Consider the following 24,347-nt stretch of genomic DNA (forward strand, 5'->3'; position numbering starts at 1 on the left):
GGGCGCGGCCACGCCGGCGTCCGGCAGCAGTCGTACGCCGCGGCGCTGCGTTCCCGCGCCGTCCAGCGACCGGATCGCGACCGTGTAGGAGAGGATGCCGTACTTGTCGCGCTTGAGGTCGAGCACGTAGAAGTGCAGCCGGTTGGCCTCGTCCTTGTACTCGTACTCGCTGCCCGAGTCGGCTCCGGCGTGGAACAGCGCGTCGGAGAGCTGCCGGTAGTCGCCGATCGTCATCTTCTGCGGAGTGCCGTTCGGCTTGACGAAGTCGACCTTGTCGATGTCCTGGGGGTGGGCGTCGATCGTCCAGATGAACGGAGCCGAGTCGCGGTTCTTCGTCTTGGCCAGCAGCACGCCGCTGTCCGGGGTGAAGGAGTCGAACCCCATCCGGTCGACGACCTCGACGGTGTAGTTGTCGTAGCCGCCGCCGTCGCACATCGGGTCGGCCGAGGTATCGCATTGCGGGCTACGGTCCTCGCCCAGGGTCAGGTTGACCCCGGCCAGCTCGCCCTTGCCCGGTTGCACGACGCGGGCCTTCACCTTGGCGACCACGACACCGGAGCCGCTCAGCCCGTCACGGGACAGGCTGAGGACGTTCGCCGGGTCGACGATGCCCAGCTTCATCTTGTTGCGGAGCATGTGCTGGGCGCCCATCGAACTGCCTGCGGTGCCCGGGACGATCCACCGGCTGTGCGGGCCGCCGGGGCCGTTGAACGTGCCGCGGCTCAGCATCTCCCATGGCCCGGAGTAGTCGCGCCGGGCCGGCACCGAATAGGGGTTGTTGTAGTTGTCGCCGATCCCGAGGATGTGGCTGAACTCGTGGGCGTAGACGCTCATCCCGCTGCTCTCGGCCTGGATCGAGCTCCCGGAGCCGGCGTTCGGCCAGATGGTGGCCGAGGACTGCCACGAGGTCCAGTCCACGTAGCGGGTGCGGTTCCAGTTGGTGAGCGCGGGGTCCGGCGGGCCCCACTCGTCGGTGACGTCCTGCGCCTCGTCGAACTTCATCTGCCCGAACTCCTGCCAGGTGGACGACTCGTCCTGCCCGGCGCTGAGGAAGAACACGAAGTCGAACTGCGCCGCGACGTCCTCCCCGACGTCGGCGAGCCACGCGGCCTGCGCGTCGGCGCGGAAGTTACGGGAACAGGTGTCGCCCGCCGGGCAGCCCTGGCCGCCCTGCATCTGCGTTTCGATGCCGTACTCGTGGCTCTTGGCCGGCATGCGATAGGCGCCGAACGAGGTCAGGTCGACGCCGTAGCGGCCGCCGGAGTCCTCCATCCAGTACTCGTGCAGAGTGTGCCCGCGGTTGAGCTCGTTCGGGGTGTTGAGGAAGTCCTGGTAGAACTTCGGCACCTCATCGCGGGGGATGTCGCCGATGGTCGAGGGGTTGCCGTAGATCGTGGAGTTCTCGGGCTGCGTCACGATGAAGGGCTCGTTGGCGTAGTCGACGAGGACCAGGGCGCCCTTGAAGTCCTTGACCGACCCTCTGCGGGCCGGGTCGTTCCACGTCGTCTTCGGCACGGCCTTGTAGTCGTCCCAGGTCATCGTGTCCGGCAGCTCGTAGTTCTGCGGGTCGATCGGCTTGGGCGCGGTCGCCGCGAAGGTGCGCAGCGCCTCGCCTTGCTGCCAGGGCTGGGTACGCGGCCAGTGCCGCATCTGCCAGGGGTTCGGGGTCGGAGCCGGTGGCTTCACGGGCGCCGCGGCCTCGGCGCCCGTCGTCGTGACCGACAGCACCAGCACGGCGGCCGCGGGCATCGCCCACCATGCCCTCCGCAGGCTGAACATGCTCCCGGCGCGCCTCAGGCGCGCGCCGGCGAGCTTGACGGGATTGCCCATGGTGGTCCTCTTCCGTGGGTCAGGGGGGCACGCCACCACGTCCTGTGGCGGCAGGAGTGATGCGCCCGGTCGTGCCGCCGCGCTGTCGGCACTTGCCAGGGCTGGGTGAGAGGGCTCGGCAAGCGGTTCTCGGGGTAGATGATCTCTCGCCGCTCGTCCCACCGCTAGGGAGATATCTACCGAAAGCGCGGCCACCAGGATGGTGCCTGGTGACCGCGCTCCCCGGTGGTCGTGGGTCAGGAACGATCGCTCAGCAGCGAGGCCATCCTCTCCGCCGGCACCGGCTGGGACGGGCCCTGGTACATCGAGTTGATGACGATCGGCCAGGTCGCCCTCGGCCAGCTGCGGAACGTGATCTCGCTCGCCGCGATGGTGGCGTGGCCCTTGCCGACATCGAAGGTCGCGACATTGGCCAGGCCGCCCAGCGCCTCGCTGCCGTGGGCGTACCCGCTGGCGAGTAGGTCGCCGTCAGGGTAGGTGGAGGCGATGTCGGCCTCGCCCTTCACCCGGTAGGCGGCGTCGTTGTTGAACCACACCGGCCAGTTGCTCCGCATGCCCCAGGCGGCGGGGACCTCCGGCTTGTACGACGCCCGCAGCAGCGCGCCCGGGGCGTTGAACTTGTCCCGGTCGGAGGGGGCGGCGTTCTCGATCGGCAGGTCGAGCAGCTGGCGAGCGGTCTCGGACGAGTTGCCGATCGCGACCAGGTTGCCCCCGCCGGAGACGAAGCCGGCCAGCTCGGACCAGCCCTTCTCTCCCACTCCACGGGCCCAGGCGAACTCCGCCGGGTTCTTGGCCGGGTCGAGGCCGTTGACGATGGTGTTCTTGGAGACGCCGTCGGACAGGACGATCGTGTCGTACTTGCCGTCGAGGTCCGTGTAGTCGTCGGCACCGACGACCTTGTAGTTGATTCCGTACTGGTCGAACATCCACGTCATCCAGCCACCGGGCATGTTGTTCGCGCCGCGGACCAGTCCGACACGGGTGCCGGGCTTGAGCTGGAATCCGTCCACCTTGGGCAGGTTGTCGGTGCCGTACACGGGCTGCCCGGTCGAGGTCGAGACCTCCTGGAGAACCTGGCGTGCCTGCGCCGACGGCGGGACCACCACGGTGCCCGGGGCGAACGTCCGGCCCGCGGACTCGAACTCCTCGGCCGTGCGCAGGACGGGCACGTTCGCCTTCTGCAGCCGGGAGAGCACGAGCCCGAGCCCGTACGACTCAGGAGCGACCAGGTAGGCGCCGCGCGGCGACGCGGGCATCGTGACCGGCTGCGGGTTGATGCGCTGCACCCGCTGCAGCTGCGCCGTGAACGAGCTCTTCACCGGATCGACGTCCACGCCGAGCAGCAGACCGAGGTTGTCGGTCGTCTCGCTGTAGGGCATGATCAGCGGGCATTCGGCGCACTTGCGCGCCGCGTTGGGGTACTCGTCGTCCTTGAGCAGCTGGTCGACCCACCGGCCGAGCGGCTGCTGGGTCTTGAGTACGTAGGACCCTGCCGGGTAGCTCTTGCCGCCCGCGGTGAAGGCCGCCTTGGCCTGGTCGATCTCGACCTTCCCGAACTCGAAGATTCGCATCAACTCGAGCACCGCGTAGGGGTCGCGCTGACCGGCCGGGATGACGTAGGAGTACGGCATGTTCGGCATGGTCTTCGCCGAGTTCACGCCGTTGAGATTGACCTGGTACAGGTTGTTGTACAGCCAGAAGTCGGGCTTGTTGGCGACGTTCTCGATTCCCGCGTAGGCGGCGGTCTCGGCGTACGCCACGATCTGCTCGAGCGTCCAGGTCGGCTGGTCGTACGGCTGGAGCATGCGCATCGTCTTGTTCTGCGACCCGAGTGGCTTGCCGTCGGCGCTGGTGAACGGGAGGGCGAGGTCCTTCGCGGCGGCGATCTCGGTGAGGAACGGCGACGTGCCGAGGAAGGACAGGTACCCCATGACGTCGGCGTTGTAGAAGATGCCGTAGGCGTCGTCGGACCCGACGCCCTTCTTGCCCTCGGCGGTGAGCGCGTGGGCGGCTTGCTGGCCCTGGGTGTTGGCGGCCTGCATGGTGATCGGGTCGATGCCGTCGCCGAGTGGCTCGTCGTACGGCGGGGTCCAGATCCGCGGGTTACTGGTGCCCGCCTGGTGCATGAGGTGCGCGACGACCGGCCGGTACGTCTGCTCCAGCCGGACCCGGGTACGGGTCTCGCGCTGGGTGAACATGAACCAGTCGCGGTTGTTGTCGTGCCCGGCGTACTTGTGGTAAAGGTCCGGATAGACCCGGTTGTACGCCGTACCGGCCGTCTTGTTGAAGTGGTCGACCACCAGCTTCTGCCCGTCGGGGTTGCTCGACGGGATGACCATCAGCACCGCGTTGTCGAGCACCTTCTCGGTGTAGTCGGAGCTCTCGGTGGCGAAGCGGTGCACGATGTCCACGATCGCCTGGGTGTTGCCGACCTCGGTGGCGTGCAGAGTGGCTTCCATCATGTAGATGGGCTTGCTGCGGCTCGCGAGCCAGCGCGCCTCTTTCTCGTCGATCCCGCGGGGATCGGCGAGCCGCTGGTTGTCCCGCACGATCTGGTTCAGGTTGCGCAGGTTCTTGGGCGAGCTCACGAACAGGACGGGGTAGTCGTTCCCCATCGTGGTCTTGTCGGCGACCTGGTAGGTGACGCGGTCGGACTTGTCGGCGATCAGGCTGAGATAGCTCTTGATCTTGTCGAATCCGGCGAGCTTGCCGGTCGTGCCCATGGCGAAACCGAAGTAGTCCTTGGGCGTTGGAACGCTCTTACTGTGTGTGACGCGCGGGGCCGTGGGGGCCGTGCCGAACGCGTCGGCGTGCAGGGGCACGCCGACGAGTACGACAGTGCTCAACACGGCCGCCAGCGCACGGGCGGTCCGTCGAGACAGCAAACCAGTCTCCTGTCGATGCAAGTGATCAGAGAGATCAGGGGGAGCCAGCAGGGCAGGACACTGATCGATCAGTGGAGCCAGAGTGAATCGTGTTTCGTAATTAGTCAATGCTTGATCACTACTTTTCGGCCGCCGGAACCCATCAGGCGGCGATGAGCTCTTCCGGGTGCGCCGGTGGCCGCCACGGACTTCGCGCCGCCGGCCGACGCGCCGGCAGACGATCACACCGTGGTCGCCCACGATCCGCGGGGCGACCCTCGACGACCCCGCGCAGGACTCCACACCCGAGTCACGGGTTAGTACTCGAGGATTCGTCCGGATGGAGTCTGCCGGTGGCGCCGTGCGGTTTTCAGGCAGGAATACCTGGCCGGAATTCCGGTTAGATCATGCTTCAATAATGGTTGCCATCGGCCACGCTCCGGATGTCATCTGAAATGCTGATGGATGAATCTGAAATCGCGGAGCGGAGGCCGCGGTAAGGCCGCGATGCCGCGCCCGATATGTCGAGGTCGAACACGATCATGACCTCGGTCCATGGAGACTCGGTAAGGATCAGGTCAGGAGTCGCGGGCGGCCGCGGTTCACCCGCGCTGAGCCGCGACCCCGGGCCTACCATCGACGCACTCCGGGCCTTTTTCATGGCCCCGGCATTCCTTGCCGCCGCTCCGACGCGGAACCGGCACGGGGGAGCACCGCATCGCGCGGGAGCCGGAACGAAACCGCGCGGGAGCCGGAACGAAGGAGCGCGGCGATGGCGATCAGACCGGCCGAGACGGGGCGGGAGATCGCGCTGCCCGGAGTGACCCTGGGAGCGGGGTTCGGCGGGTTCGCCGACGGCATCCTCCTGCACCAGGTACTCCAATGGCATCACATGCTGTCCAGTACCGACCACGACAACATCGGGGTGAGGTACTACCCGGCCGACACGGTGCCCGGGTTGCGGATGAACACCGTCTGGGACGGCCTGTTCCACGTGGTCACCTGGGTCCTGGTACTGGTCGGTCTGAGCCTGCTGTACGCACGTGTCACGCACTCCCGTGGGAGGGTGTGGGCCTCCCGAACGCTGTGGGGCTGGATCCTTGTCGGGTGGGGGCTGTTCAACGTGGTCGAAGGCATCATCGACCACCACGTTCTCGGCATCCATCATGTGCGCACCGGCCCGTACCAGACCTGGTGGGACCTTGGATTCCTGTCGCTGGGCGTGCTGCTCGTGATCGCCGGATGGTCGCTGCAACGTAGCGGTTCCCCGATCGACCTCTGCCGGGACGACGGACGCTCGACCCCTTCGCCGGCGGCATGAGCGCTCACGCGCACGAGGCGTACCACCATGGCGGCGGGCTCGCGCAACTGCTGCCGTTGGCCGCCGTGGCGCTGCTGCTCTGCGGGTACCTGGTGCCGGCGGCACGCAGGCGCCGCGAGGCCAGGGGATGGAGCACGTGGCGGACGGCGAGTCACGTCACCGGGGTCGCTCTGCTCGCCGTCGCGCTGGCCGGGCCCGTGGCCTCGTTCGCCCACACCGACTTTCGCGGGCACATGCTGCAGCATCTGCTCATCGGGATGTTCGCCCCGCTCGCTCTGGCGCTCGGCGCTCCCATGACGTTGCTGCTGCGATCGCTGCGGCCGGGGCAAGGGCGACGCCTCGGCAAGGTGCTGCGCGGCCGTGCCTGCCACGTCTTCGCCGACTCCTGGGTCGCGCTCACGCTGAACGTGGGCGGGCTGGCGGTGCTGTACTTCACGCCGCTGTATCGGATCACCTCCACCAACGCCGTGGCACATCAGCTCGTCCACGTGCATTTCCTGCTGTCGGGATATCTGTTCGCCTGGGTGATCGCCGGGCCTGACCCGGCGCCGCGGCGTCGGTCCGTGCCGACCCGGCTGCTCGTACTCGGCGTGGCCATCGCCGTGCACGCCACGCTGGCGCAGCTCATGTACGCGGGACTCTTCGTGGACGTGCCGGTGCCCGCGCAACGGCTACGCGGGGCCGCCGAGATCATGTACTACGGCGGGGACATCGCCGAACTGCTGCTGGCCCTGGCGCTGGTGACCACGTGGCGGCCGGTGCGACCGGGGAGCCGCCGCCCGGCGCCCGCGCCGGTCGCAGCGGTCCGCATCTCCTAGCGAGGAGCGGTCTTCGCCTTCTCGCGATCAGTCAGAATTGCTCTGCAATGGTTTCAAGGCGTCCGGTGGACGACATCTTCCGCATTGTCATCTGTTCAACGTGAGCAGACCATCTTCCAGATCGCGCATTCCGTCTGCGCGCGATTCTCGAACCGTCCTCGACCGGCGGCCACGGATATGATGGTCTTCCGCCGGCTCGCGGCCGAGCGCCTGGGCATCACTCCCGACGAGATCCCCGGCAGCCACTGCGTCGCGCTCAGCCGCCCGAAGGAATTGGCCGACCTCTTGGAGGGCTACGCTCTGGGAAGCGGGTAGCCCGGGTCGTAGGGAGGTCGGCGTGTCGATCGGCGTTGACGGGTCAGCCGTGGCCGAGGCAAGGCGGCGACCGAGGTTGTACGGGCAGTTGCTCGTCCTGGCCGTCGTGATCCTCATCGTGGATCAGGCGTCCAAGCTCTGGGCCGTCACCGCACTCTCGGACGGCCGGCACCTCGCGGTGCTCTCGCCTTTGATCGAGTTGCGGCTGGTGTACAACGCGGGGGCGGCGTTCTCCTTCGGCGAGACGGTCACGTGGGTCTTCGCCGTGACCGCGGCCGTCGCGGTGTTCGGCATCCTGTACGCCGGCCGGCGGCTCGGCTCGGGCGGTTGGGCGCTGGCGCTGGGGATGATGCTCGGCGGCGCCACCTCGCATTTGGGCGATCGGCTGTTCCGCGCCCCGGGCTTCGCCCAGGGACATGTCGTCGACTTCATCGACTACAACGGCCTGTTCGTCGGCAACCTCGCCGACATCGCGCTCACCGGCGGCGCCGCGGTGATCGTGCTGCTGTCTCTGCGCGGTGTTCCGCCCGGCGGCCGCGCAGACGATCGGACGCCGCCCTCCTAGCCCGGGTCTTTCAGCGGGTCATATGGTGGGCTAGCTCATGGAATCCAGGTCGAGCGTGCCGTTCCTGCTCGGCGGGAACGCCACATGGCGGCGTAGCCGTATGGGGATCGCGCCGCTCGGGAGCCGCCGGGCGAGATAGTCATAGAGCTCGGTCGCGCAGAGTGTGGCCGCGGGACGGAGCACATAGTGCACGGTCAGCGTCCGCTCGCCCGACCGCTCGACTCTGGTGATGACGACGCACTGCAGGACATCCGGGTGCGCGGCCATCGACGACTCCACCGCGGTCGGAGTCACGGCGTCGACCTGTGCCATTTGTCTCTCACTCCGCCGGACGCGACGATTCCTCATGGGTCGTCAGCCGCTCGTCTGGCGGAACGATACCCGGAAGTGTCGTCTTCGTCCCTCGCGTGCCGGCCACCCTCCAGTGTCGGAGGGCGGCCGCGCTCAAGGCATCTTCCGAGTTGCCGTCGGCGTCACGGCACGGAGCGTGCCACCCGGTACCACCGACGGAGTTCCGTCAGCAGGCTCTCCCACTCGGCGCCGACCACCTCGAGGTCATAGGCCCGTGCGGACTCCTTCGCCCGGTGGCCCAGCCGGCGGCGCAGTTCCCCGTCTTCGATCACTTGCAGCAGTGCGGCTGACAGCTTCGCGACATTCTCGGGCGGGACGAGCAGGCCGTCACTGAGATGGGTGATGAGTTCGGCTGGGCCATGCGGGCAGTCGAAGCTGACCACCGTGAGTCCTTTGCTCATCGCCTCGATGACCACCACGGGCATGCCTTCGAAGCGGGACGACAGGATGTAGACGGAGGCGGCGGCGAGCTCGTGGCCGAGCCGTCGCGTCCTGGCCTTGAGGATCACTCTTCCGGTCAGCTCGTGGTCGGCGATCATCTGTCTCAGCTCGCCTTCGAGATGCCCCGAGCCGAAGATCCGCAGTACCCAGTCAGGGTGCTTGTCCGCGACCTCGGCGAACGCCGGGATGAGCAGGTCGAAGCCCTTCTGCGACGTGAGCCGCCCGGCTGCGATCATTATCTTGGAGTCGCCCCGCGACGGCCCGCCGTCCACGTTCGGCATCGCGTTGGGGATCCGCACGACGCGTACGGGCTCGCCCACGAGGGCTTCCCGGTAGTCCGTGAGGGCGGCCGACGTCAGAACCGTGAGCGCGGTCAGACGGCCGTACCGACGAACGATCTCGCGGCGCAGCGGTTCCCGGTAGGAGCCGAGATTCATATTCGCGGACCGCGGTGACGACCGAACCCTGAGCAGGGTGACAGCGAGCCACCGGATCAGCCGGAGCAGAACCTTGACCCCGGTCCGGGCGAGTCGGCGAGGCCGGGGCCATGAACGGCGATCGGCGTCACGCGACGCGGGCCCCGACGGGTCCGGCCTTCCGGCCTTCCATCCTTCTGTGTCGTGGCAGAACCCGTGCCGGTTCGTCGACCTAAGCGTCTGGCCCTGGCGGACATGCCTGGCTCCCTGATCTGATCTTTGCGGATCGGCCAGATCGTTTCGCGGCTCGACAGCCGCGTCGTGGAGTCGTACGACGTCGTCGAGTAGCGCGGCGCGGGCCGGGGCGCGAGCGGCGGAGGTCTCTGCGGACCCGGGCGATGCTCGTTCGGATGGTGGGGCGATGAGGAGGCCGGACGCGGACGCCGCCATTGTCCGAGGGCCGCCTGGGGGGCGTCGCCAGGCGGCCCTGGATCATTGGTACAGCCCTTCCCCGCAGGGGTTGACCAACCCTTAGCCAATACCGGTCGCCGATCTGTGGATAGCGGCAATCACAGCAGGGCTCATCACGAGGACTCATCACCATCAGCCGGTCGCCGATTTGTGCCGCCCTGGTCATGACCGGACCAGTGAGATAGGGGGTTTACTTCAATGTGTGAGTGAACCCCCTCCGTCTGCGATCGGGCGCATGGACGCTTTCCAGCGGCGGCATCGCTGGGCGGGCCTGCCGTTGGCCGTGGTGTACAAGTTCGTCGATGATCAGGGCAGCTATCTCACCGTGTTGATCACCTACTACGGGTTCGTGTCCCTGTTCCCGCTGTTGCTGCTGCTGGTCACTGTTCTGGGCTTCGCGTTGCAGGACAGTCCCGGTCTGCAGCAACAGGTGCTGGATTCGGCGCTCGCCCAGTTCCCGGTCATCGGTGACCAGATCGGCACGAACATTCACTCTTTCCACGGCAGCATTCTCGGCCTTGTCACCGGTGTCCTAGGCAGCCTCTACGGCGGCCTCGGGGTCGTCCAGGCCGCCCAGAACGCTCTGAACAAGGTGTGGGGGGTGCCACGCAACTCCCGGCCCAATCCGATCACCGCCCGGCTTCGCAGCCTGTTGTTGCTGGCGGCCGGCGGTGCGATCGTCCTGGCGACGACCGCATTGTCGGCCTTGACCGCCACCACGGACGCCTACGGCAGCGGCGTACGGGTTGGCGCGGTGATCATCGGCATCGCCCTCAACATCGTGCTCTTCGCCACGGCCTTCCGGGTCCTGACCGCGCGCTCCCTCACCACCGCCCAAGTCGGAGCAGGCGCCATCGCCGCCGCTGTCAGCTGGCAGATACTGCAGTGGGCCGGTACGTTCCTGCTCGGCTACATGCTCAAAGGCGCCACCGCCACCTACGGCCTGTTCGGGATCGTGCTCGGCCTGCTCGCGTGGATCTACCTCGGCGCCCTCATCTTCGTGATCTGCGCTGAAGTCAACGTCGTACGCGTCCAACGGCTGTGGCCACGCAGCCTGCTCACTCCCTTCACCGACAACGTCGACCTCACCCCGGGCGACCGACGCGCCTACACCTCCTACGCCGAAACCGAACGACACAAAGGCTTCGAGAACGTCGACGTCGCCTTCGACCAGCCTCCCCGCCAGGGTCCGGAGTAACGCCTGACCTGCGCTCCGACCCTTCAAGGCGCTCGACGATTTCCCGCCGAGCCGCATTTGATTTCAAATGATACCGTATCGAATGAAAAGATGGCGGTAATATGCTCTTATGACCGCTGACGTTCCTCGCAGAACCACCGCTTCGCGTGCGACCGATCGCCCTGGGGATGCCACGCCTTTCGCTCTCGGCTTGCTGCTGCGCCAGGCGCACTGGCGCGCGGCCTCGGTGATGACGGAGGCACTTCGGCCGCTCGGGATCGAGTTGCGGCATTTTGCCGTGCTGATCGTGCTAGTCGACCGTGGGGCCACGGTGCAGCGGGACCTGGCGGCGGCGACGGGGTCGGACAAGGCGGGAATCATGCGGGTCGTGGACGATCTGGAGCGTATGGGGCTGGCCGTACGCAAGACCGTTCCGGGGGACCGGCGTGTGCGGGCAGTGGAGATCACGCCTCAGGGCGTCGAGCTTTTCGATGCAGCCCATGTGGCGGCTGAGCCGCTGGCTGAGCGTCTGGTTGCCGAACTGGAGCCCGGCGAGCCGGAGCAGCTGAGGGATCTGTTGACCCGGTTCGCCTATCCCTCGGGCAGTGAGGCGTAAGCCCGGCCGCGCGCCGGTTGCCTGCCGCGTTGGGCGCGCTTCGTCTCATGCGGCTTTCGCGGCGAACCCGGCCTTGAGCGCTGCGACCATCGCCGACGGGGATCGAGCCGTCCTCGTCGGTGAGGTGGCCGGTGCCGTGCGGTTTGCCGGGGCCGTCGACCACGTGGCCCCTGTGGCCGGGCAGGATGAGGATGCCGCGAAAGGGTCGACGGAGTTGTACAGCGTCGGCAGGGGGCGAGCCTGTCCGCCGTGGCGTGAGGCGGTCGACGTGAAGTCGCTGTAGTAGACCCTTGTCGGCGGCAGGTTCTGGTGCCGGAGGCCGGACAAGGTGTGCATGAACGCCTTGGGCCGGGCCGCGCCGCAGGCGGATCTCGGCCCCGGCCCTGGCGCGTACCTCGTCAGTCGGCGTGAAGATTGTTCCTGTGACGGGGCAGTAGAACGACGACGTTCGCGGTCGGTTCCTGTACGAGTCACCTTCCTCACGATGCGCTCATAGCCAACGAATAGTATTGACTGATATCATCACGAATGATACCGTCATGAACGTGACGGAGTTAGAGACGTTGAGCAAGGGGGAGGTGGCGATCGTGGACGTCTACGAGGCGGTCACGAGCCGACGGGCGGTGCGCGGATTCACCGACCAGCCTGTCCCGATGGAGGTGCTGGAGCGCGTGCTCTCCGCCGCTGCTTGGGCGCCGTCCGGATCGAACCTCCAGCCCTGGCATGCCTACGTGCTGACCGGTGGGCCGCTGGCCGAGCTCAAAAAGCGCGCCGGCGAGCGCTTGGCCGCAGCTGACCCCTGGGACGAGCGGGAGTACGAGATGTACCCGTCCGCACTGAAGCCCCCGTACCGCGAGCGCCGATCCGCCTTCGGCGCGCAGCGGTACGGCGCACTCGGTATTTCGCGCGAGGACTGGGAGGCGCGCCAGAGGACCGCTGCCGGGAACTGGGACTGTTTCGGCGCGCCCGCCGCCCTGTTCTGCTACATCGACCGCGACATGGGCCCGCCCCAATGGGCCGACGTCGGCATGTATCTGCAGACCGTCATGCTGCTGCTCCGCGCCGAAGGGTTGCACAGTTGCCCGCAGATGGCGTGGTCGATGTATCGCAAGACCGTCGCGGAGGTCTTGTCACCCTCGGACGGGCTCATCCTCTTCTGTGGCATGTCGATCGGGTTCGAGGACGTCACAGGGGGTTACGTCCGTACGGGCCGGGCGCCGCTCGAGGAGACGGTCACGTTCGTCGAGGGTTCGATCCTGCAATCACATGCGGCGTGACCGGGGCGTCTCCCACCTGGAGATCGAGCGCGACCTGCACGAGGTATCCGAACAGATTCCGACCGTCGTGCTGCCGACCGGCATCGAGACCTGGCCCGCCCCGTGGGACTTCGGCCAATCCCGGCGGCTGATCAATACTGCTTCCCTCGCGGCGCGCCGCTTTCTCGACTGGCTGCGTATCAGCGGGCCCGGCCTGTATCGGGTCGACGGTCCTCCGGCGACCTCGGCCGGCCTGGGCAAGGCACGGACCGCCGTATGGGAGGCAGGCCGGTGAGCACCATCGCGTTCCTCAACATCGCCATGCACGGGCACGTCAACCCAACGCTGCCGGTCGTAGCCGAGCTTGTCCGCCGTGGCCACTCCGTCGTCTATCACACCTCGCCCGCGTTCTCGAAGGAGATCGAGGCCATCGGTGCGACCGTGTGCCTCTACCCCGGGGGTGACCAACCGCTCCCCGATCCGCCGCTGCCGCTCACGATGCTGGACGGGCTTGCGCGCACCGCCGTCGGTCTGCTGCCGCCTGTGCGTTCCGATCTGCGTCGCATCCGGCCTGATTTGATCGTCCACGGCGCCGCCTGCTCCTGGGGCGCAGTCGCCGCCCGAGAACTCGAAGTGCCGGCGGCAGCGACGTTCACCACGTTCGCGTTCAACCGGTATACGCCCAGCCCCACCCGCGCCTCGTGCGATCTGCTGGCCGCGGCGGCGACCCGGCCCCGCAATGTCCAGGGCTACCTGCGGTCGCGGTGGGAGTTGTGCCGCCGCTACAACACCCGTGGGTTGCCCCTGTTCGACCTGGCGAACGTACGCCAGCCGCTCAACCTGGTCTTCACCTCGCGCGCGTTCCAGCCCGGCGTCGACGCCTTCGACCGGTCATACCAGTTCGTCGGCCCAAGCCTTGGCGCCCGTCCACCCGACCCGTCGTTCCCGGCCGATCGCCTGCAAGCACCGGTGCTGTACGCCTCGCTGGGCACGGTGTTCAATGCCGACCCGCAGCTGCTGCGCAACTTCGCCACCGCGCTCGCACCGCTGGGCGGCACCGTAATCATCTCCACCGGTCGGACCGATCCGGCCGCGCTGGATCCGGTGCCGGCCAACGTGCTCGCTCGCCGCTTCGTGCCGCAACCACAGGTGCTGGCCCGCGCTGCGCTGTTCGTCACTCACGGTGGGATGAACAGCGTCAACGAGGCCATGCACGCCGGGGTTCCGATGCTGGTGGTCCCACAGGGCGCAGATCAGCCGCTGGTGGCCCGACGGGTTGTCGAGCTCGGCGCCGGTCTGTCGATCCGCACCCAGGACGCCGCCGCGGGACCTGTGAACGCCCTCGCCCGACGCCTGCTCAACGAACCCCGCTTCCGGGCCGCGGCGGCCACCTTGCAGGTCGCCCAGCGCGAGGCCGGCGGCTATCTGCGCGCCGCCGACGAACTCGAGCGCTACCAGCACCGGGTCGGCCGGGTCGGCCGGCCGGCCCAGGCGGATTCGCCACAGGAGCGCTGACCGATGTCATCTGTCGTTGTCGTCCTGCTGCTGTTCGCCGGGCTATCGGAGTCCGCCGGACGGATCCTGCCCCTGATAGCTCGCCGGCCCAGCGTGTCGCGGTCCCATGCGATCCTGCTACTCCTGACCGGTGCCGTGGTCGAGGGCACTGTGTTCGCGCTGTGGCCATTGACCGCACGGACACTTGCCGAGCTGATGCTGTCCGCTCCGCTGTCAAGCGTCGCCGCGTCGACCTGGACACCCGGCCTGGCTGCCCCGTTGGTCCTCGCCGCCGTCCTCGCGTTCCCACTGCTCGGGCCCCTGCTGCACCTGCTGCTCCTCGTGGGGGTCGGGGCCAGCCTCGTCGCCCCGCTCGCCACGACGACGGGACTGGGCTGGTGGGCTGCCGCAGGCTGCGTGGCCATCGCTGGAGTCGGGCTTGGCGCCGCCATCGAGACTGTTCGGCGCCTGGTCGTGAAGATCAGCGCCACCAGGGGGAAGGAACTGCTCACATGACCGAGTTCCCACTCCTTGTCCTGGTGCTTGGTCCGGTCCTGCTCGCCCAGGCTCTGCTCGCCCGCTACGAGGTGATGGCCTACACCGCCGGCTGGCGGACTCTCACCACCGAGCTTCCACAGGGCATGCCCTACGCCCGAGGCGCGGACCCCGACCGTCCTCCGGACGCCTACCTGGTCTATCTGGACGGCATTGGGAAATGTCGCTTCCGCGACACCCGCGACGGGGGCCAACTGGTCAGGGCCCTGATCGCCGGAGCGCCGGAGCTGCGGGTGCTGGGGCAGGTGCAGCCCTACTCTCCGCTGGCCGACCCGCTCGTCAACAGGCCTGTGTGGGAGTGGCTCCGCCACCGCATCGGGCTCTTGCTGTTCCTGCACAACGTTATGCAGATCTTCGTCGCCGCCGACCGCCGATACCGTCCCCTGTACAACCGCGCGGTGGGCGCCCAGATTGCCAACCAGCTGCGCCTTGCCGGTTACCGGACCGACAGCGGCATACCCGTAGTGCTGCTCAGTTACAGTGGCGGCGCCCAGGTCGCCACCGGCGCGGTTGAAGAACTGCACACCCAGCTGCACACCCAGCTGCGTGCCCCGCTCCTGCTGATCACTATCGGTGGGTTCCACAACGGCGCCAATGATCTCACCCACGCCCATCACCTCCACCAGCTCACCAGTGCTGGCGACTGGATTGAGCGGGTCAGCACCTGGATCTTCCCTCAGCGTTGGCGGCCTTTCCGGCGCAGCGGATGGAACCGGGCCGGCCTCGCCGGAAAGATCACCGTGCACCGGCTTGACCCGGCCACCCACATGGGGCGGCGCAGCTACATCAGCCCAGAGGCGCAGCTGCCCGATGGCCGCAGCTACCTCGACTGCACCGCCGACACCGTGATCGCACTCATCCGTGCCCACCGCGGCGGAAGGCCGGACAGGTCCACGCGGGACTATCTGAAAGATCGTGGGCGGGCTGGTGATCCCACAGGCTGGAGCTGACGCTGCGGCCGGGAAGGATCACTGTGACCGACGCTGAAGAGACGACCGGGCAGATGCCGACGGCTGGATTGGATGTCCAGCTGGTGGCTGAGCTGGTCGACGCCCTCCAGGTGAAGATCGGGGCTCTGTCGCAGATTGCGTAAACAAACTTACCCCGCCTAAGTGGGTTAAGAGACGATGACCAGCGCGTACTCAGCCACGTCGTCGGAGGCGGTCGACGCTGGCGCCGTCCATGCCGAGCTCGCCGTCCTCGAAGGTTGAACGCCGATCCGGAGCGGCGCCACGATTCGGCTCTACACCTCCAGTGGAATGTGCTCCGGGAGGTGTGGCGGCTGTGGACGACTTCGGCGAGTGCGTTTTCACCAGGGACGTGGGCCCGCCCGAGCGGTTCACCATCGACCGCGCCGACCCTCGCATCCTCGTCAGCGCCGGCGTCCTGGAGGAGATCAGGAACGCCCAGCCCGGGGAGTTCCTCACCTTCGACGGCCGCCCTCGCGCCGAGCTGGACGGCGACCTGCTGAAGATCTACGGCGACAACCGCACGGTGATCTACCGCATCGGCGAAAAGCACGACCGCTTGAACTATGTCGCCGAGTGGCCCGACTGAGGCCAGCCGCGTGGCAGCGGATCGCGGCGGGCCCAGGGCGGGCGGGCATCAGGTGATGATGCGTCCGCTTGGAAACAAGGTCCACACCCCACAAGATATGGAGTTCCTGCGCGAGCACGTCGGTGAGGCGTTGCTGGCGTAGCGTTGGCGACAGTCCCGCCGTACGCGCGCTGGAGCAGGGCCGCCCGTTCGCGCTCGAAGACATGTCAGAAGGCGACCGCGAGGTGCTTGTCACGATGCGTACGGCCGTCGACGCGCAGGCCAAGCAAGGACTGGGCGAAGTTCACTCGCCAGGCCGCCGAGTTCCACGCAAGAACGCCCGAGCCTGGGCCAATGCCGCCACGGGGAGCGACCTGGAAGCGCAGATCGACCTCGACTTCATCCTTGGCGCCGTCGTCCCCGCGATCTGATGCCCGACACGATCCATCTGCTGCGCGGTCGGGGCGGGTGCGCGGCGGTGAATCGAGCGGCGCAAGGCACGTCTATGTTCCTCGATCTTCGGTCGGTCAGGTGTTGTCATCACTCCCTCGATGTTAGAAAATGATAACCGTTTCTACCGATGTGGGGTGTGAGCGAGCGAGTAGTCGTGTCCCTGCGGGAGGCGGCCGGCGATGCGGCTTCGCTGCCTCACATCGGTGCGGCGACGCCCGGTCGTCATCGAAGTAGGACGGAGCATTTCATGTCACTGACCGTTTCCCCGGCGCTGGTTGTACGCGCCCAGCGAGGCGAGGTCGATGACGCCGAGTTCGTCGGCTGCATCCGTGATTCGCTGCCCTATGCCTGGAGTGTGGTGACCGGTCTCGTTGATCGCCTGAACGCAGGCGCGGGCGAGTTCGCCGATAACCAGAGTCCGCCGCCCGACGAGGCGTCACGCGGGCAACTGCTGCGGATGATGGCCAGTGACGCCATGCGGGCGGCGCTGGAGCGGCACTTCGGTGTGCGGCTGGCCTTCCAGAACTGTCATCGTGTCGCGGTGTTTCATCCCGCCGCGGAGCGTGGATACCGCGAGTTCGTCAGCTCGCGTGCGCAGGTACTCAACCAGAGCCCCGATCTGGTCGACTGCTGAAGGCCACAGCCGGAGGACGGGTCTGAGGTAGCGATAACCGGCAACGGCTGCCTCTGCGTGGGTGCGCCGGCGTCCGGATGCCGATGTGCTGACGGCGCCCGGGTTGCCAATTGAGCTACGAGCGTCGCCGCACGCCGGCGAGGCGGCGGGCGCTCGAGGCGCCCGCCGCCAGTTGACGTCAGGCGCTTGCGGGGCGCCGCCAGGCTTGGATGCCTTCGGGTGCGGAGGGGTGGCGTTCGAGCCCGGCGGCTGTCAGCACTTGGGCGCGTACCTGGTCGGAGATGACGTGGCAGTCGAACTCGGCTGTCTCCTCAGCACCTCGCCCCTGTACCGCTCCAGGGTTGCGTCCACGGAGGTGGTGTAGGAGTTTTCGCTGATGAGAGGCGTGGCGTCGTGAAATGAGACTGCCACCGCGTAGATCCTTCGAGAAACTGCGAAGTCCAAGATCGAAGGAGCGAACGCGATGGCCGCTGTGGACAGTGTGACCCTGCGGGGTGGTTGACCGAGCAGATCGGGGCGTGTGAACCGGATCTGCTCAGGTCGATGGTGAAGACGATGGCCGAGGCGTTGATGTCGGCCGAGGACGGCGCCGGATGGCCGGCGTTCGTGCGGGACCTGGTCGCCCGTGGGCTGTCCGGCGTCCAGATCGGATCTACTGGCCTTCACCGGTTTCCCGCGTGAGGTCTGGCGGCAGATCTGGTGCAACAACCCCCAGGAGCGGTTGAACAAGGAGATCCGCCGGCGCACCGACGTCGTCGGGATCGTCCCGAACCGCACCGCGATCATCCGCCTGGTCGGCGCCGTGCTGATGCCGTCTCGGAGTCGCGCTCGGAGCGCTTGGCCGCTGCCTGTCCGCGACCTGCGGTGATGGATGCGGCCGGATCTGGCTCGGGCAGAGGTCTGTTCGCCTAGGTCGTTCCGGCCTCAGCGGCTCAGCGCGGTCTCCTGCTCCACACGCGACAGTTTCTCGGGATTGCGTACGAAGTAGAACCCGGTGATGAGGCCGTCCTCGACCCGCATCGCCACGACAGTGTCGATCTCGCCGTCGAGCCGGACGATCAGAGCTGGGCAGCCATTGATCTGGACCGGCTCGACCGACCTCTCGGCGCCGGGCCCGTTCACGCCGGCGGCCAACAAGCGAGCCACCTTGCCGGCCCCCGCGATGGGCTGCGCCAGGGTCTGCTTGAGTCCGCCACCGTCAGACAGGAGGACGACGTCCGGCGCGAGGATGTCGAACAGGCCCTGCATGTCGCCGGTTTCGATCGCCCGTTGGAAGGCCTTGAGCGCGGCTCGGGTCTCGGCCGGGGAGACGACGTCGCGTGGTCGGCGCGCGGCGACGTGTGCCCGTGCCCGGTGGGCGATCTGGCGGACCGCGCCGGGGCTCTTGTCGACGGCGTCGGAGATCTCGTCGTAGTCCAGGTCGAATACCTCGCGCAGCACGAACACCGCCCGCTCGGTCGGCGCGAGCGTCTCCAGCACCAGCAGCATCGCCATCGAGACGCTGTCGGCCAACTCGACATCCTCCGCCACATCGGGCGCGGTCAGCAGCGGCTCGGGCAGCCAGGGGCCGACATAGGACTCCTTGCGCCGGCCGAGCGTACGCAGCCGGCTCAGCGCCTGGCGAGTGGTGATCCGGACCAGGTAGGCGCGCTGCTCCCGCACTGTGTCGAGATCGACGCCCACCCACCGCAACCAGGTCTCCTGCAGAACGTCCTCGGCGTCGGCGGCCGAGCCGAGCATCTCGTAGGCGACGGTGAACAGCAGATTGCGGTGAGCCACGAACGCCTCAGTGGCGGAATCCACGCGGTCGCCGCGAGCGAGCTGCTCAGCTGTGCCCGTTGTTCGCTCGCTCATAGTCGGCTCCCGCCTGTTCGCTCTCAACTTTGCTCCACGGACAAGACGCCGGTCCCCGCCATTTTGTGACACCCACGAGCGGTGGCGCACGTCACATGACCGCGCCGTCACAGGGATCGGGTCGTCAGCGTCTCGTGTTCGTCAGAGCCGCGCGAACGATCCGCGCGGCACGCGACTCCACGAGTGAGGACAAAGTCATGGCAACCACGAAGGCGCAGGCCCCGGCGGTCACTTCGCGCCGCTGGGCCGCGCTGTTCTTCATCGGGCTGGCCCAGCTCATGATCGTTTTGGACGCCACTGTCGTGAACATCGCGCTGCCGTCGCTCCAGCGGGACCTGGGGGTCTCCGACGGCGACCGGCAGTGGATCATTACCGCGTACACGTTGGCGTTCGGCAGCCTGCTGTTGCTCGGTGGCCGGATCGCCGACTACACCGGCCGCAAGCGGACCTTCCTGATCGCGCTGCTCGGCTTCGCCGGCGCGTCGGCGCTCGGCGGCGCGGCGCCCAACTTCGAGATGCTGCTGATCGCCCGTGCCCTGCAGGGCGGCTTCGGCGCGCTGCTCGGGCCGTCCGCGCTGTCGCTGCTGACAGTGATGTTCACCCAGCCGAAGGACCGCGCCAAGGCCTTTGGGGTCTGGGGCGCCATCTCCGCCGCAGGCGGCGCGATCGGACTGCTGGCCGGCGGGGCGCTGACCGACTACCTGGACTGGCGCTGGTGCCTGTACGTCAACATTCCGATCGCCCTGATCGCGGCGATCGGCGGGTACGCGATGCTGGCCGAGTCGGGGCGCGCGGGAAAGGCCCGGTTCGACATCCCCGGCGTGCTGCTGGTGACCGGCGGGCTGGTCGCGATGGTGTACGCCACCAGCCAGGCCGAGTCCGACGGCTGGGGCTCGGCGAAGGTCATCGGCCTGCTGGCCGCCGGCGCGGTGCTGCTCGCCGCATTCGCCTTCGTCGAGAGCCGGGTCTCGCAGCCGCTGCTGCCGCTGCGCGTGATCGCCAATCGCACCCGCGGCGCCGCCTACCTGGCTGTGGGCCTGGCCGTCATCGGAATGTTCGGGGCGTTCCTCTTCATGACCTACTACCTGCAGGTCGTCAAGGGATACTCGCCGATCAAGACGGGCGTGGCCTTCCTCCCGATGACCACAGTGATCCTTATCTCGGCCGGCGGGCTCACCACCCGGCTGCTGCCCAAGCTCCCGCCGCGGACGCTGATCGTACCCGGCATGCTCATCAGCGCCTTCGGCATGCTGTGGATGCTCACCCTGGAGCCCGGCACCGCCTACGCCAGCGGCGTGTTGGTCGCGGGGCTCCTGTTCGGCTTCGGGGCGGGCATGATCATGCCGGTGGCCCTCAACTACGCCACCCACGGCGTCGACCCGGGCGACTTGGGCGTAGCCTCGGCCAGCGTCAACACCGCGCAGCAGATCGGCGGCTCAATCGGCACCGCGCTGCTCAACACCATCGCCACCAGCGCGACCGTGGACTATCTAGCCTCGCACGGCACGAGCCCGGCCATCGCCAAGCAGGCAGTGGTGGAAGGCTTCGGGGTGGCCAGCGCCTGGGCCGCGGGGATCATCTTGGTCGGCGGGCTGATCGTCGCCGTCCTGATGAACACCCCGCGCCCCAAGCACCAGGCCGTCGCCGAGGACGCCGAGAGTGTCGAGCCGCTGCTCGCACACACTTGATCCTGTGCCGCACGAAAATAGTGTCGGGGCGTTGACCTGCGAGGTCCCGGCTGTCCGTGACGCCCTGCTCGGCCGTCCCTGGATGCCACCAGACCCAGCCGCGGCCTGAACACGATCCCTCCCGCGTTGACATCACGAAACGCGATCTCGCCATGTCTCAAAGCGCCCAAGCTGAATGCTTACCATCCCATCAAGGCGTCCATGCCCAGAGAAACCCAAGGGTCGCCGTTCTGCGGTGGGCAGAACGCATAGGACCTGACCGCGCCACCGACTTACGATGTGCGCATGCCCGACACCACCCGACCGCCCATGCCCGCCGGCGAGACGCCGCACGAGCCGACCGCGCCACGCCGGCCGACGGAGCCGCTGTGGCGTGACGCGCTCGGCCAGTGCCTGAGGAGCCTGCGCCTCGAGCGCGGCGAGATACTGATCGAGACTGCCCGCCGTGCCGGGGTCTCGCCGCAGTACCTCTCCGAGATGGAACGCGGTGTCAAGGAGCCTTCGAGCGAGATGATCGCCGCAGTCGCCGGTGCCCTGGACGTTACGCTCGGTGCGTTGACGCTCGAGGTCGCCACGAGCCTGGGGGCTGCGCCGATCGGAACCGCTCCGGCGGGCCCGACCTGCCAGGCCGCCTACGCGCTGGCCGCATAGGCGGGTTCTCCCTACACGGGGATCGGTTGCCGTCCCTCGATCACATGGTCGATAAGACCGTAGTCCAGCGCCGTCGTCGCAGTGAACACGCGATCGCGATCCGTGTCGGCGCGCAGCGTCGCGACGTCCTGCCCGGTGTGCCGGGAGAGAATGCTCTCGATGTCCGCGCGCACGCGGACGACCTCGTCCGCCTGGAGAATGAGGTCCGGGATCGCTCCTCGCCCCTGCCCCATCGGCTGGTGCAGGACGACGCGGGTGTGGGGCAGCGCGGCGCGTTTGCCGGGAGTGCCCGCGGCAAGGAGCACGGCGCCTACCGCGACCGCTTGCCCCACGCACGTCGTCGCCACTTGCGGACGGATGTAGCGCAGCGTGTCGTACACAGCAAGCATCGCGCTCGGGTCTCCACCCTCGCAATTGATGTACAGCTGGATATCGCGGTCGGGACTGTCGGATTCCAGGTACAGCAACTGCGCGACGAGAGCATTCGCGACACCCGCGTCGATGGCGGTGCCGAGATAGATGATCCGCTCCGTCAGCAGGTGCGAGTAGACATCCATGATCCGTTCACCGCGAGGATGTTGCGCGATGACGTTCGGAATTGTGTAGGTGCTCATCGGACGGCTCCTTCGGACGGGGAGCCGAGCCCGATGGGTCTATGACTGGTGGGCACGACTTCGTCGAAACTGCTGACGATCACGTCGATGAACCCGTATTCGAGCGCTTCCTGCGCTGTGTACCAGCGATCGTGCAGCGAATCCTCGAAGACCCGCTCGAGGGGTTGGCCGGTGTCTTCGGCGATGAGCCCGAGCACCGTGTCGCGGGTGTGGCGCAGGTCGCCCGCCTGCAGTTCGATGTCGACGGCGGCGCCGGCGATGCCGGCGGAGCCCTGGTGCATCAGCACGCGGGCGTGCGGCATGGCGCGGCGCTTGCCGCGGGTTCCGGACGACAACAGGAACTGGCCGGCGCTGTAGGCGATGCCGAGCACCACCGTGGACACGTCGCACGGGACGAGCCGAATGACATCGCGGATCGCGAGCATCGACGGCACCGATCCGCCGGGGGAATGGATCCACAGCGCGATATCGGACGACGAATCCTCTTTCGCCAGGGTGATCAGCTGCGCTGCCAGCAACGTGCCATTGTCGTCGTCGAGTGCGCCGTCGAGCACGAGAACACGTTCCTGGTAGAGCTCACGCCGCATTCGTTCGTTGAACAACGGGACTTTCTGTTCCTCGCTCATGCCTTAACTCTGCGCCACGCGCGCACCGGCCACAGCCCGATCTGCCCACGGCAGATCCGCCCAGAGCAGCAGAACCACGACGATGATCGTGCGCTTGCCGAAAATACGTCCGCGCAGGTGAGGTATAGGATCTGCTGGGTCCCAGCGCCGGGCTTGGGCAGCCGCAGCGCAGGCCACGGCAAGGGGTTGCCGCGCAGCAAGCGCCGTTTCATACGACTGCCACGTATGTGCCAAGCAACCAGGTCAAGAGTCCAGGGTCTCCATCGCGGGACGCGTGGGGGCGACAGCTCGCTAACTGCGGGCCAACGTGACCGGTTCAGGCGCGGTGCCGGTCACGCCACAGTCCGTGCAGTGCCAGGGCCAGTCCGGGTAGTAGAGCGACAGGGCGTTCAGCGCTGCCTTCCACCCCGGGGGTCTTGCCGGTCACGTTAGCCCGATTCTTGTGCGGGTTGCGAATGACGAGGTAGAGGACTTTGAGGTAGGACGACCGGGCGTTGCTGACGGTCACCTCACCCTGGTAGCCGCCCTGCCAGGAGTTGGTCACGCGGATGGTCGCAGCGCACGCCGCGGTCGTCGAGCCTGACGGCGACGGGCTCACACTCGGGGAGGGGCGGGTGATGCAGTGGACTGGAATTGAGTGAAGAACCTCCATGTCTCTCCGGGCAGCCAGGTCCGGGAACCGTTGTCGCCGGGCGCTCCGTCCTGGGGGGCGGCGATGTGCCCTTCGTCGAAAGCGGCCCAGACTACGGGCCGGTCGGCCGCGCAGCCTGAGTACGTGGTGCTGCGGTGCGTCAGACTGCCTTGACCGGGTTCGGGCGGGTTCTGAGCGGTGCAGCCATTGTTCCGGACGAACGTGTCGCGCATCGACCGTCCGCCAGAGATGTTCAGCACACTGTCCCTGAGACCGTGCGCGGCGAAGTAGGCGATCGGTCGGGTGCCGCCGCTGCATCCGCTCAGACGTCCGCCTGAGTAGACCGCGACTGCACGGAAGACGTCGGCCCTCGCGCAGGCGAGCGCGAAGCTCATGGCGCCGCCGTAACTGAAGCCCAGCGCGAAGCGCTGCGTCGTGTCGGCACACAGGTCCGACTCGATCCGCCGGAGTATGTCGTCGACGAAGGTCACGTCCTCGCCGCCGCTGTTGGCCCAGCCGTTGTTGAGCCCTTGAGGTGCGACGAAGATGGTGCTCTCGCCGGCCAGTCTTAACAAACCGTAGTAGGCCCAGACGTCCCGTTGCACGGTCTGGCCAGTGGCGACGTCGGTGGCGGTGCCGCCCCACCAGTGGAAGCCGAGGACCAGCCGGTACGGTCGCCGGTTGTCGTAGTTGTTGGGGATTCTGAGGATGTAGCTGCGATTCCTGCCGCTGCTCTGGATCGTGTTGGTGCCGTTCTGCAGGCTTGGTGTCCGGCCGCATCCGGCGGTCGCTGCGAGGGCGCTGCTGGATACGCTCGCGTTCACGTTCTGACTCAGCGCGGCGGGGACCGTGTACAGGACGAGAAGCGTTGCGACCGCGACGGCGGTGAGCAGGGATACGCGTCCTAGCATCGTGTCGCTCCAATCTGTCTGCTCACTGGAAGGAGGTGTCGTCGAGGTAGAGGCCGTCGGTTCCCGCGGCCGTCTCGACGTTCAAGGAGGCGTTGGTGAGCGTCGCCGGGTCGGCGGTGTAGATGGTTTGCACGATCGGGTTGTCCGCCCTGGCCGAGGACGGGAAGGCCATGGTCGAAAAGCAAGATCATCGACCAGAGCCAGGTGGCGGGCTTTCCTTTTGGACGCGGGCAGTCCGGGTCTCACCTGTTTCTCCCTC

General features: G+C 67.6%; 28 protein-coding genes and 1 pseudogene. 18 read left to right on the top strand and 11 right to left on the bottom strand.

The genetic code is table 11. From position 1 onward, the window contains the following. The 3 genes from HKK72_RS22725 to HKK72_RS41245 form a co-directional block, all read right to left on the bottom strand. On the bottom strand, positions 1 to 1,830 hold a 1,830-nt coding region (locus HKK72_RS22725; RefSeq protein WP_261987086.1), incomplete at its 3' end, for a M6 family metalloprotease domain-containing protein. A 236-nt stretch (positions 1,831 to 2,066) separates the two neighbouring features. Beyond that, entirely contained in the window at positions 2,067 to 4,715 is a 2,649-nt protein-coding gene (locus HKK72_RS22730) for a M14 family zinc carboxypeptidase (RefSeq protein ID WP_187236435.1), read from the bottom strand. Between the two features lie 391 nt (positions 4,716 to 5,106). Continuing rightward, positions 5,107 to 5,238 carry a hypothetical protein gene (locus HKK72_RS41245; RefSeq protein ID WP_261987087.1) on the bottom strand — a complete coding sequence of 44 codons (132 nt, stop codon included), beginning with the start codon at positions 5,236 to 5,238 and terminating at the stop codon, positions 5,107 to 5,109. Positions 5,239 to 5,466: 228 nt separating this feature from the next. Here HKK72_RS41245 and HKK72_RS22735 point away from each other — a divergent pair, with 228 nt between their 5' ends. The 4 genes from HKK72_RS22735 to HKK72_RS22750 all read left to right on the top strand — a co-directional run bounded on the left by HKK72_RS22735 (position 5,467) and on the right by HKK72_RS22750 (position 7,713). After that, on the top strand, positions 5,467 to 6,015 hold the full coding sequence (locus HKK72_RS22735; RefSeq protein ID WP_187236436.1) for a DUF2243 domain-containing protein: 549 nt from the start codon (positions 5,467 to 5,469) through the stop codon (positions 6,013 to 6,015). Then, positions 6,012 to 6,833, top strand: a complete 822-nt coding sequence (locus tag HKK72_RS22740; protein ID WP_187236437.1) for a cytochrome c oxidase assembly protein — start codon at positions 6,012 to 6,014, stop codon at positions 6,831 to 6,833. Before HKK72_RS22735 ends, HKK72_RS22740 begins: the two co-directional genes overlap by 4 nt. A gap of 177 nt (positions 6,834 to 7,010) precedes the next feature. After that, positions 7,011 to 7,148 (top strand): hypothetical protein, encoded by a 138-nt coding sequence (locus tag HKK72_RS22745; RefSeq protein ID WP_222721018.1) that lies wholly within the window; start codon positions 7,011 to 7,013, stop codon positions 7,146 to 7,148. A gap of 22 nt (positions 7,149 to 7,170) precedes the next feature. Further along, positions 7,171 to 7,713 carry a signal peptidase II gene (locus HKK72_RS22750; RefSeq protein ID WP_222721019.1) on the top strand — a complete coding sequence of 181 codons (543 nt, stop codon included), beginning with the start codon at positions 7,171 to 7,173 and terminating at the stop codon, positions 7,711 to 7,713. Between the two features lie 30 nt (positions 7,714 to 7,743). Here HKK72_RS22750 and HKK72_RS22755 read toward each other — a convergent pair whose 3' ends face one another. Both HKK72_RS22755 and HKK72_RS22760 read right to left on the bottom strand, forming a co-directional pair. Continuing rightward, complete coding sequence (locus HKK72_RS22755; RefSeq protein WP_187236438.1) at positions 7,744 to 8,025, bottom strand: AMP-binding enzyme; 282 nt, start codon at positions 8,023 to 8,025, stop codon at positions 7,744 to 7,746. A gap of 161 nt (positions 8,026 to 8,186) precedes the next feature. Further along, complete coding sequence (locus HKK72_RS22760; RefSeq protein WP_187236439.1) at positions 8,187 to 8,942, bottom strand: glycosyltransferase; 756 nt, start codon at positions 8,940 to 8,942, stop codon at positions 8,187 to 8,189. Between the two features lie 685 nt (positions 8,943 to 9,627). On the opposite strand from HKK72_RS22760, the gene HKK72_RS22765 reads away from it, so the two are divergent. The 12 genes and pseudogenes from HKK72_RS22765 to HKK72_RS22820 all read left to right on the top strand — a co-directional run. Next, positions 9,628 to 10,590 (top strand): YihY/virulence factor BrkB family protein, encoded by a 963-nt coding sequence (locus HKK72_RS22765; RefSeq protein ID WP_187236440.1) that lies wholly within the window; start codon positions 9,628 to 9,630, stop codon positions 10,588 to 10,590. A 190-nt stretch (positions 10,591 to 10,780) separates the two neighbouring features. Then, positions 10,781 to 11,185, top strand: a complete 405-nt coding sequence (locus HKK72_RS22770; protein ID WP_222721020.1) for a MarR family winged helix-turn-helix transcriptional regulator — start codon at positions 10,781 to 10,783, stop codon at positions 11,183 to 11,185. A gap of 545 nt (positions 11,186 to 11,730) precedes the next feature. Further along, positions 11,731 to 12,462: a nitroreductase gene (locus HKK72_RS22775; protein ID WP_222721021.1), complete on the top strand. Its 732-nt coding sequence runs from the start codon at positions 11,731 to 11,733 to the stop codon at positions 12,460 to 12,462. Then, positions 12,452 to 12,736: a hypothetical protein gene (locus HKK72_RS22780; protein WP_187236442.1), complete on the top strand. Its 285-nt coding sequence runs from the start codon at positions 12,452 to 12,454 to the stop codon at positions 12,734 to 12,736. The genes HKK72_RS22775 and HKK72_RS22780 overlap by 11 nt, the downstream gene beginning before the upstream one ends. Next, positions 12,733 to 13,956, top strand: coding sequence for a macrolide family glycosyltransferase (locus HKK72_RS22785; protein WP_187236443.1), 1,224 nt, complete (start codon positions 12,733 to 12,735; stop codon positions 13,954 to 13,956). Before HKK72_RS22780 ends, HKK72_RS22785 begins: the two co-directional genes overlap by 4 nt. A 3-nt stretch (positions 13,957 to 13,959) precedes the next feature. Then, positions 13,960 to 14,451: a hypothetical protein gene (locus tag HKK72_RS22790; protein WP_187236444.1), complete on the top strand. Its 492-nt coding sequence runs from the start codon at positions 13,960 to 13,962 to the stop codon at positions 14,449 to 14,451. Next, entirely contained in the window at positions 14,448 to 15,440 is a 993-nt protein-coding gene (locus tag HKK72_RS22795) for a hypothetical protein (protein WP_222721022.1), read from the top strand. Before HKK72_RS22790 ends, HKK72_RS22795 begins: the two co-directional genes overlap by 4 nt. A gap of 334 nt (positions 15,441 to 15,774) precedes the next feature. Next, a complete protein-coding gene (locus HKK72_RS22800) occupies positions 15,775 to 16,047 on the top strand; it encodes a hypothetical protein (protein ID WP_187236445.1) in 273 nt (90 codons plus the stop codon). A gap of 203 nt (positions 16,048 to 16,250) precedes the next feature. After that, the gene (locus HKK72_RS22805; protein ID WP_187236446.1) at positions 16,251 to 16,457 is read left to right on the top strand and encodes a hypothetical protein; all 207 of its coding nucleotides are present in this window, start codon (positions 16,251 to 16,253) and stop codon (positions 16,455 to 16,457) included. A 269-nt stretch (positions 16,458 to 16,726) separates the two neighbouring features. Further along, positions 16,727 to 17,113 (top strand): SCO5389 family protein, encoded by a 387-nt coding sequence (locus HKK72_RS22810; RefSeq protein ID WP_187236456.1) that lies wholly within the window; start codon positions 16,727 to 16,729, stop codon positions 17,111 to 17,113. Between the two features lie 498 nt (positions 17,114 to 17,611). Then, entirely contained in the window at positions 17,612 to 17,794 is a 183-nt protein-coding gene (locus HKK72_RS42830; protein ID WP_187236459.1) for a hypothetical protein, read from the top strand. Then, positions 17,754 to 17,921 (top strand): annotated as a pseudogene (locus HKK72_RS22820) (transposase); the annotation flags it as partial. The gene HKK72_RS42830 and the pseudogene HKK72_RS22820, both read left to right, overlap by 41 nt. 116 nt (positions 17,922 to 18,037) lie before the next feature. Here the strand turns inward: HKK72_RS22820 and HKK72_RS22825 are convergent. Continuing rightward, positions 18,038 to 18,967, bottom strand: a complete 930-nt coding sequence (locus tag HKK72_RS22825; RefSeq protein WP_187236447.1) for an RNA polymerase sigma-70 factor — start codon at positions 18,965 to 18,967, stop codon at positions 18,038 to 18,040. Positions 18,968 to 19,164: 197 nt separating this feature from the next. Here HKK72_RS22825 and HKK72_RS22830 point away from each other — a divergent pair, with 197 nt between their 5' ends. Together HKK72_RS22830 and HKK72_RS22835 are read left to right on the top strand one after the other, a co-directional pair. After that, the gene (locus HKK72_RS22830) at positions 19,165 to 20,655 is read left to right on the top strand and encodes an MFS transporter (protein ID WP_187236448.1); all 1,491 of its coding nucleotides are present in this window, start codon (positions 19,165 to 19,167) and stop codon (positions 20,653 to 20,655) included. A gap of 285 nt (positions 20,656 to 20,940) precedes the next feature. Beyond that, positions 20,941 to 21,306, top strand: coding sequence for a helix-turn-helix domain-containing protein (locus HKK72_RS22835; protein ID WP_222721023.1), 366 nt, complete (start codon positions 20,941 to 20,943; stop codon positions 21,304 to 21,306). An 11-nt stretch (positions 21,307 to 21,317) separates the two neighbouring features. Here the strand turns inward: HKK72_RS22835 and HKK72_RS22840 are convergent, their stop codons facing one another. From HKK72_RS22840 to HKK72_RS22860, 5 genes are all read right to left on the bottom strand, one after another. Then, positions 21,318 to 21,920 (bottom strand): ClpP family protease, encoded by a 603-nt coding sequence (locus tag HKK72_RS22840; RefSeq protein WP_187236449.1) that lies wholly within the window; start codon positions 21,918 to 21,920, stop codon positions 21,318 to 21,320. Beyond that, complete coding sequence (locus HKK72_RS22845) at positions 21,917 to 22,546, bottom strand: ClpP family protease (RefSeq protein ID WP_187236450.1); 630 nt, start codon at positions 22,544 to 22,546, stop codon at positions 21,917 to 21,919. Before HKK72_RS22845 ends, HKK72_RS22840 begins: the two co-directional genes overlap by 4 nt. Positions 22,547 to 22,862: 316 nt before the next feature. Further along, positions 22,863 to 23,090, bottom strand: coding sequence for a hypothetical protein (locus HKK72_RS22850; protein ID WP_187236451.1), 228 nt, complete (start codon positions 23,088 to 23,090; stop codon positions 22,863 to 22,865). A gap of 50 nt (positions 23,091 to 23,140) precedes the next feature. After that, a complete protein-coding gene (locus HKK72_RS22855) occupies positions 23,141 to 24,088 on the bottom strand; it encodes an alpha/beta hydrolase family esterase (protein WP_222721024.1) in 948 nt (315 codons plus the stop codon). 22 nt (positions 24,089 to 24,110) lie between these two features. After that, a complete protein-coding gene (locus tag HKK72_RS22860) occupies positions 24,111 to 24,260 on the bottom strand; it encodes a hypothetical protein (protein ID WP_187236452.1) in 150 nt (49 codons plus the stop codon). Between the last annotated feature and the right edge of the window lie 87 nt (positions 24,261 to 24,347).

This window comes from Actinomadura sp. HBU206391 (genome assembly GCF_014323665.1).
GTDB lineage: Bacteria > Actinomycetota > Actinomycetes > Streptosporangiales > Streptosporangiaceae > Actinomadura_C.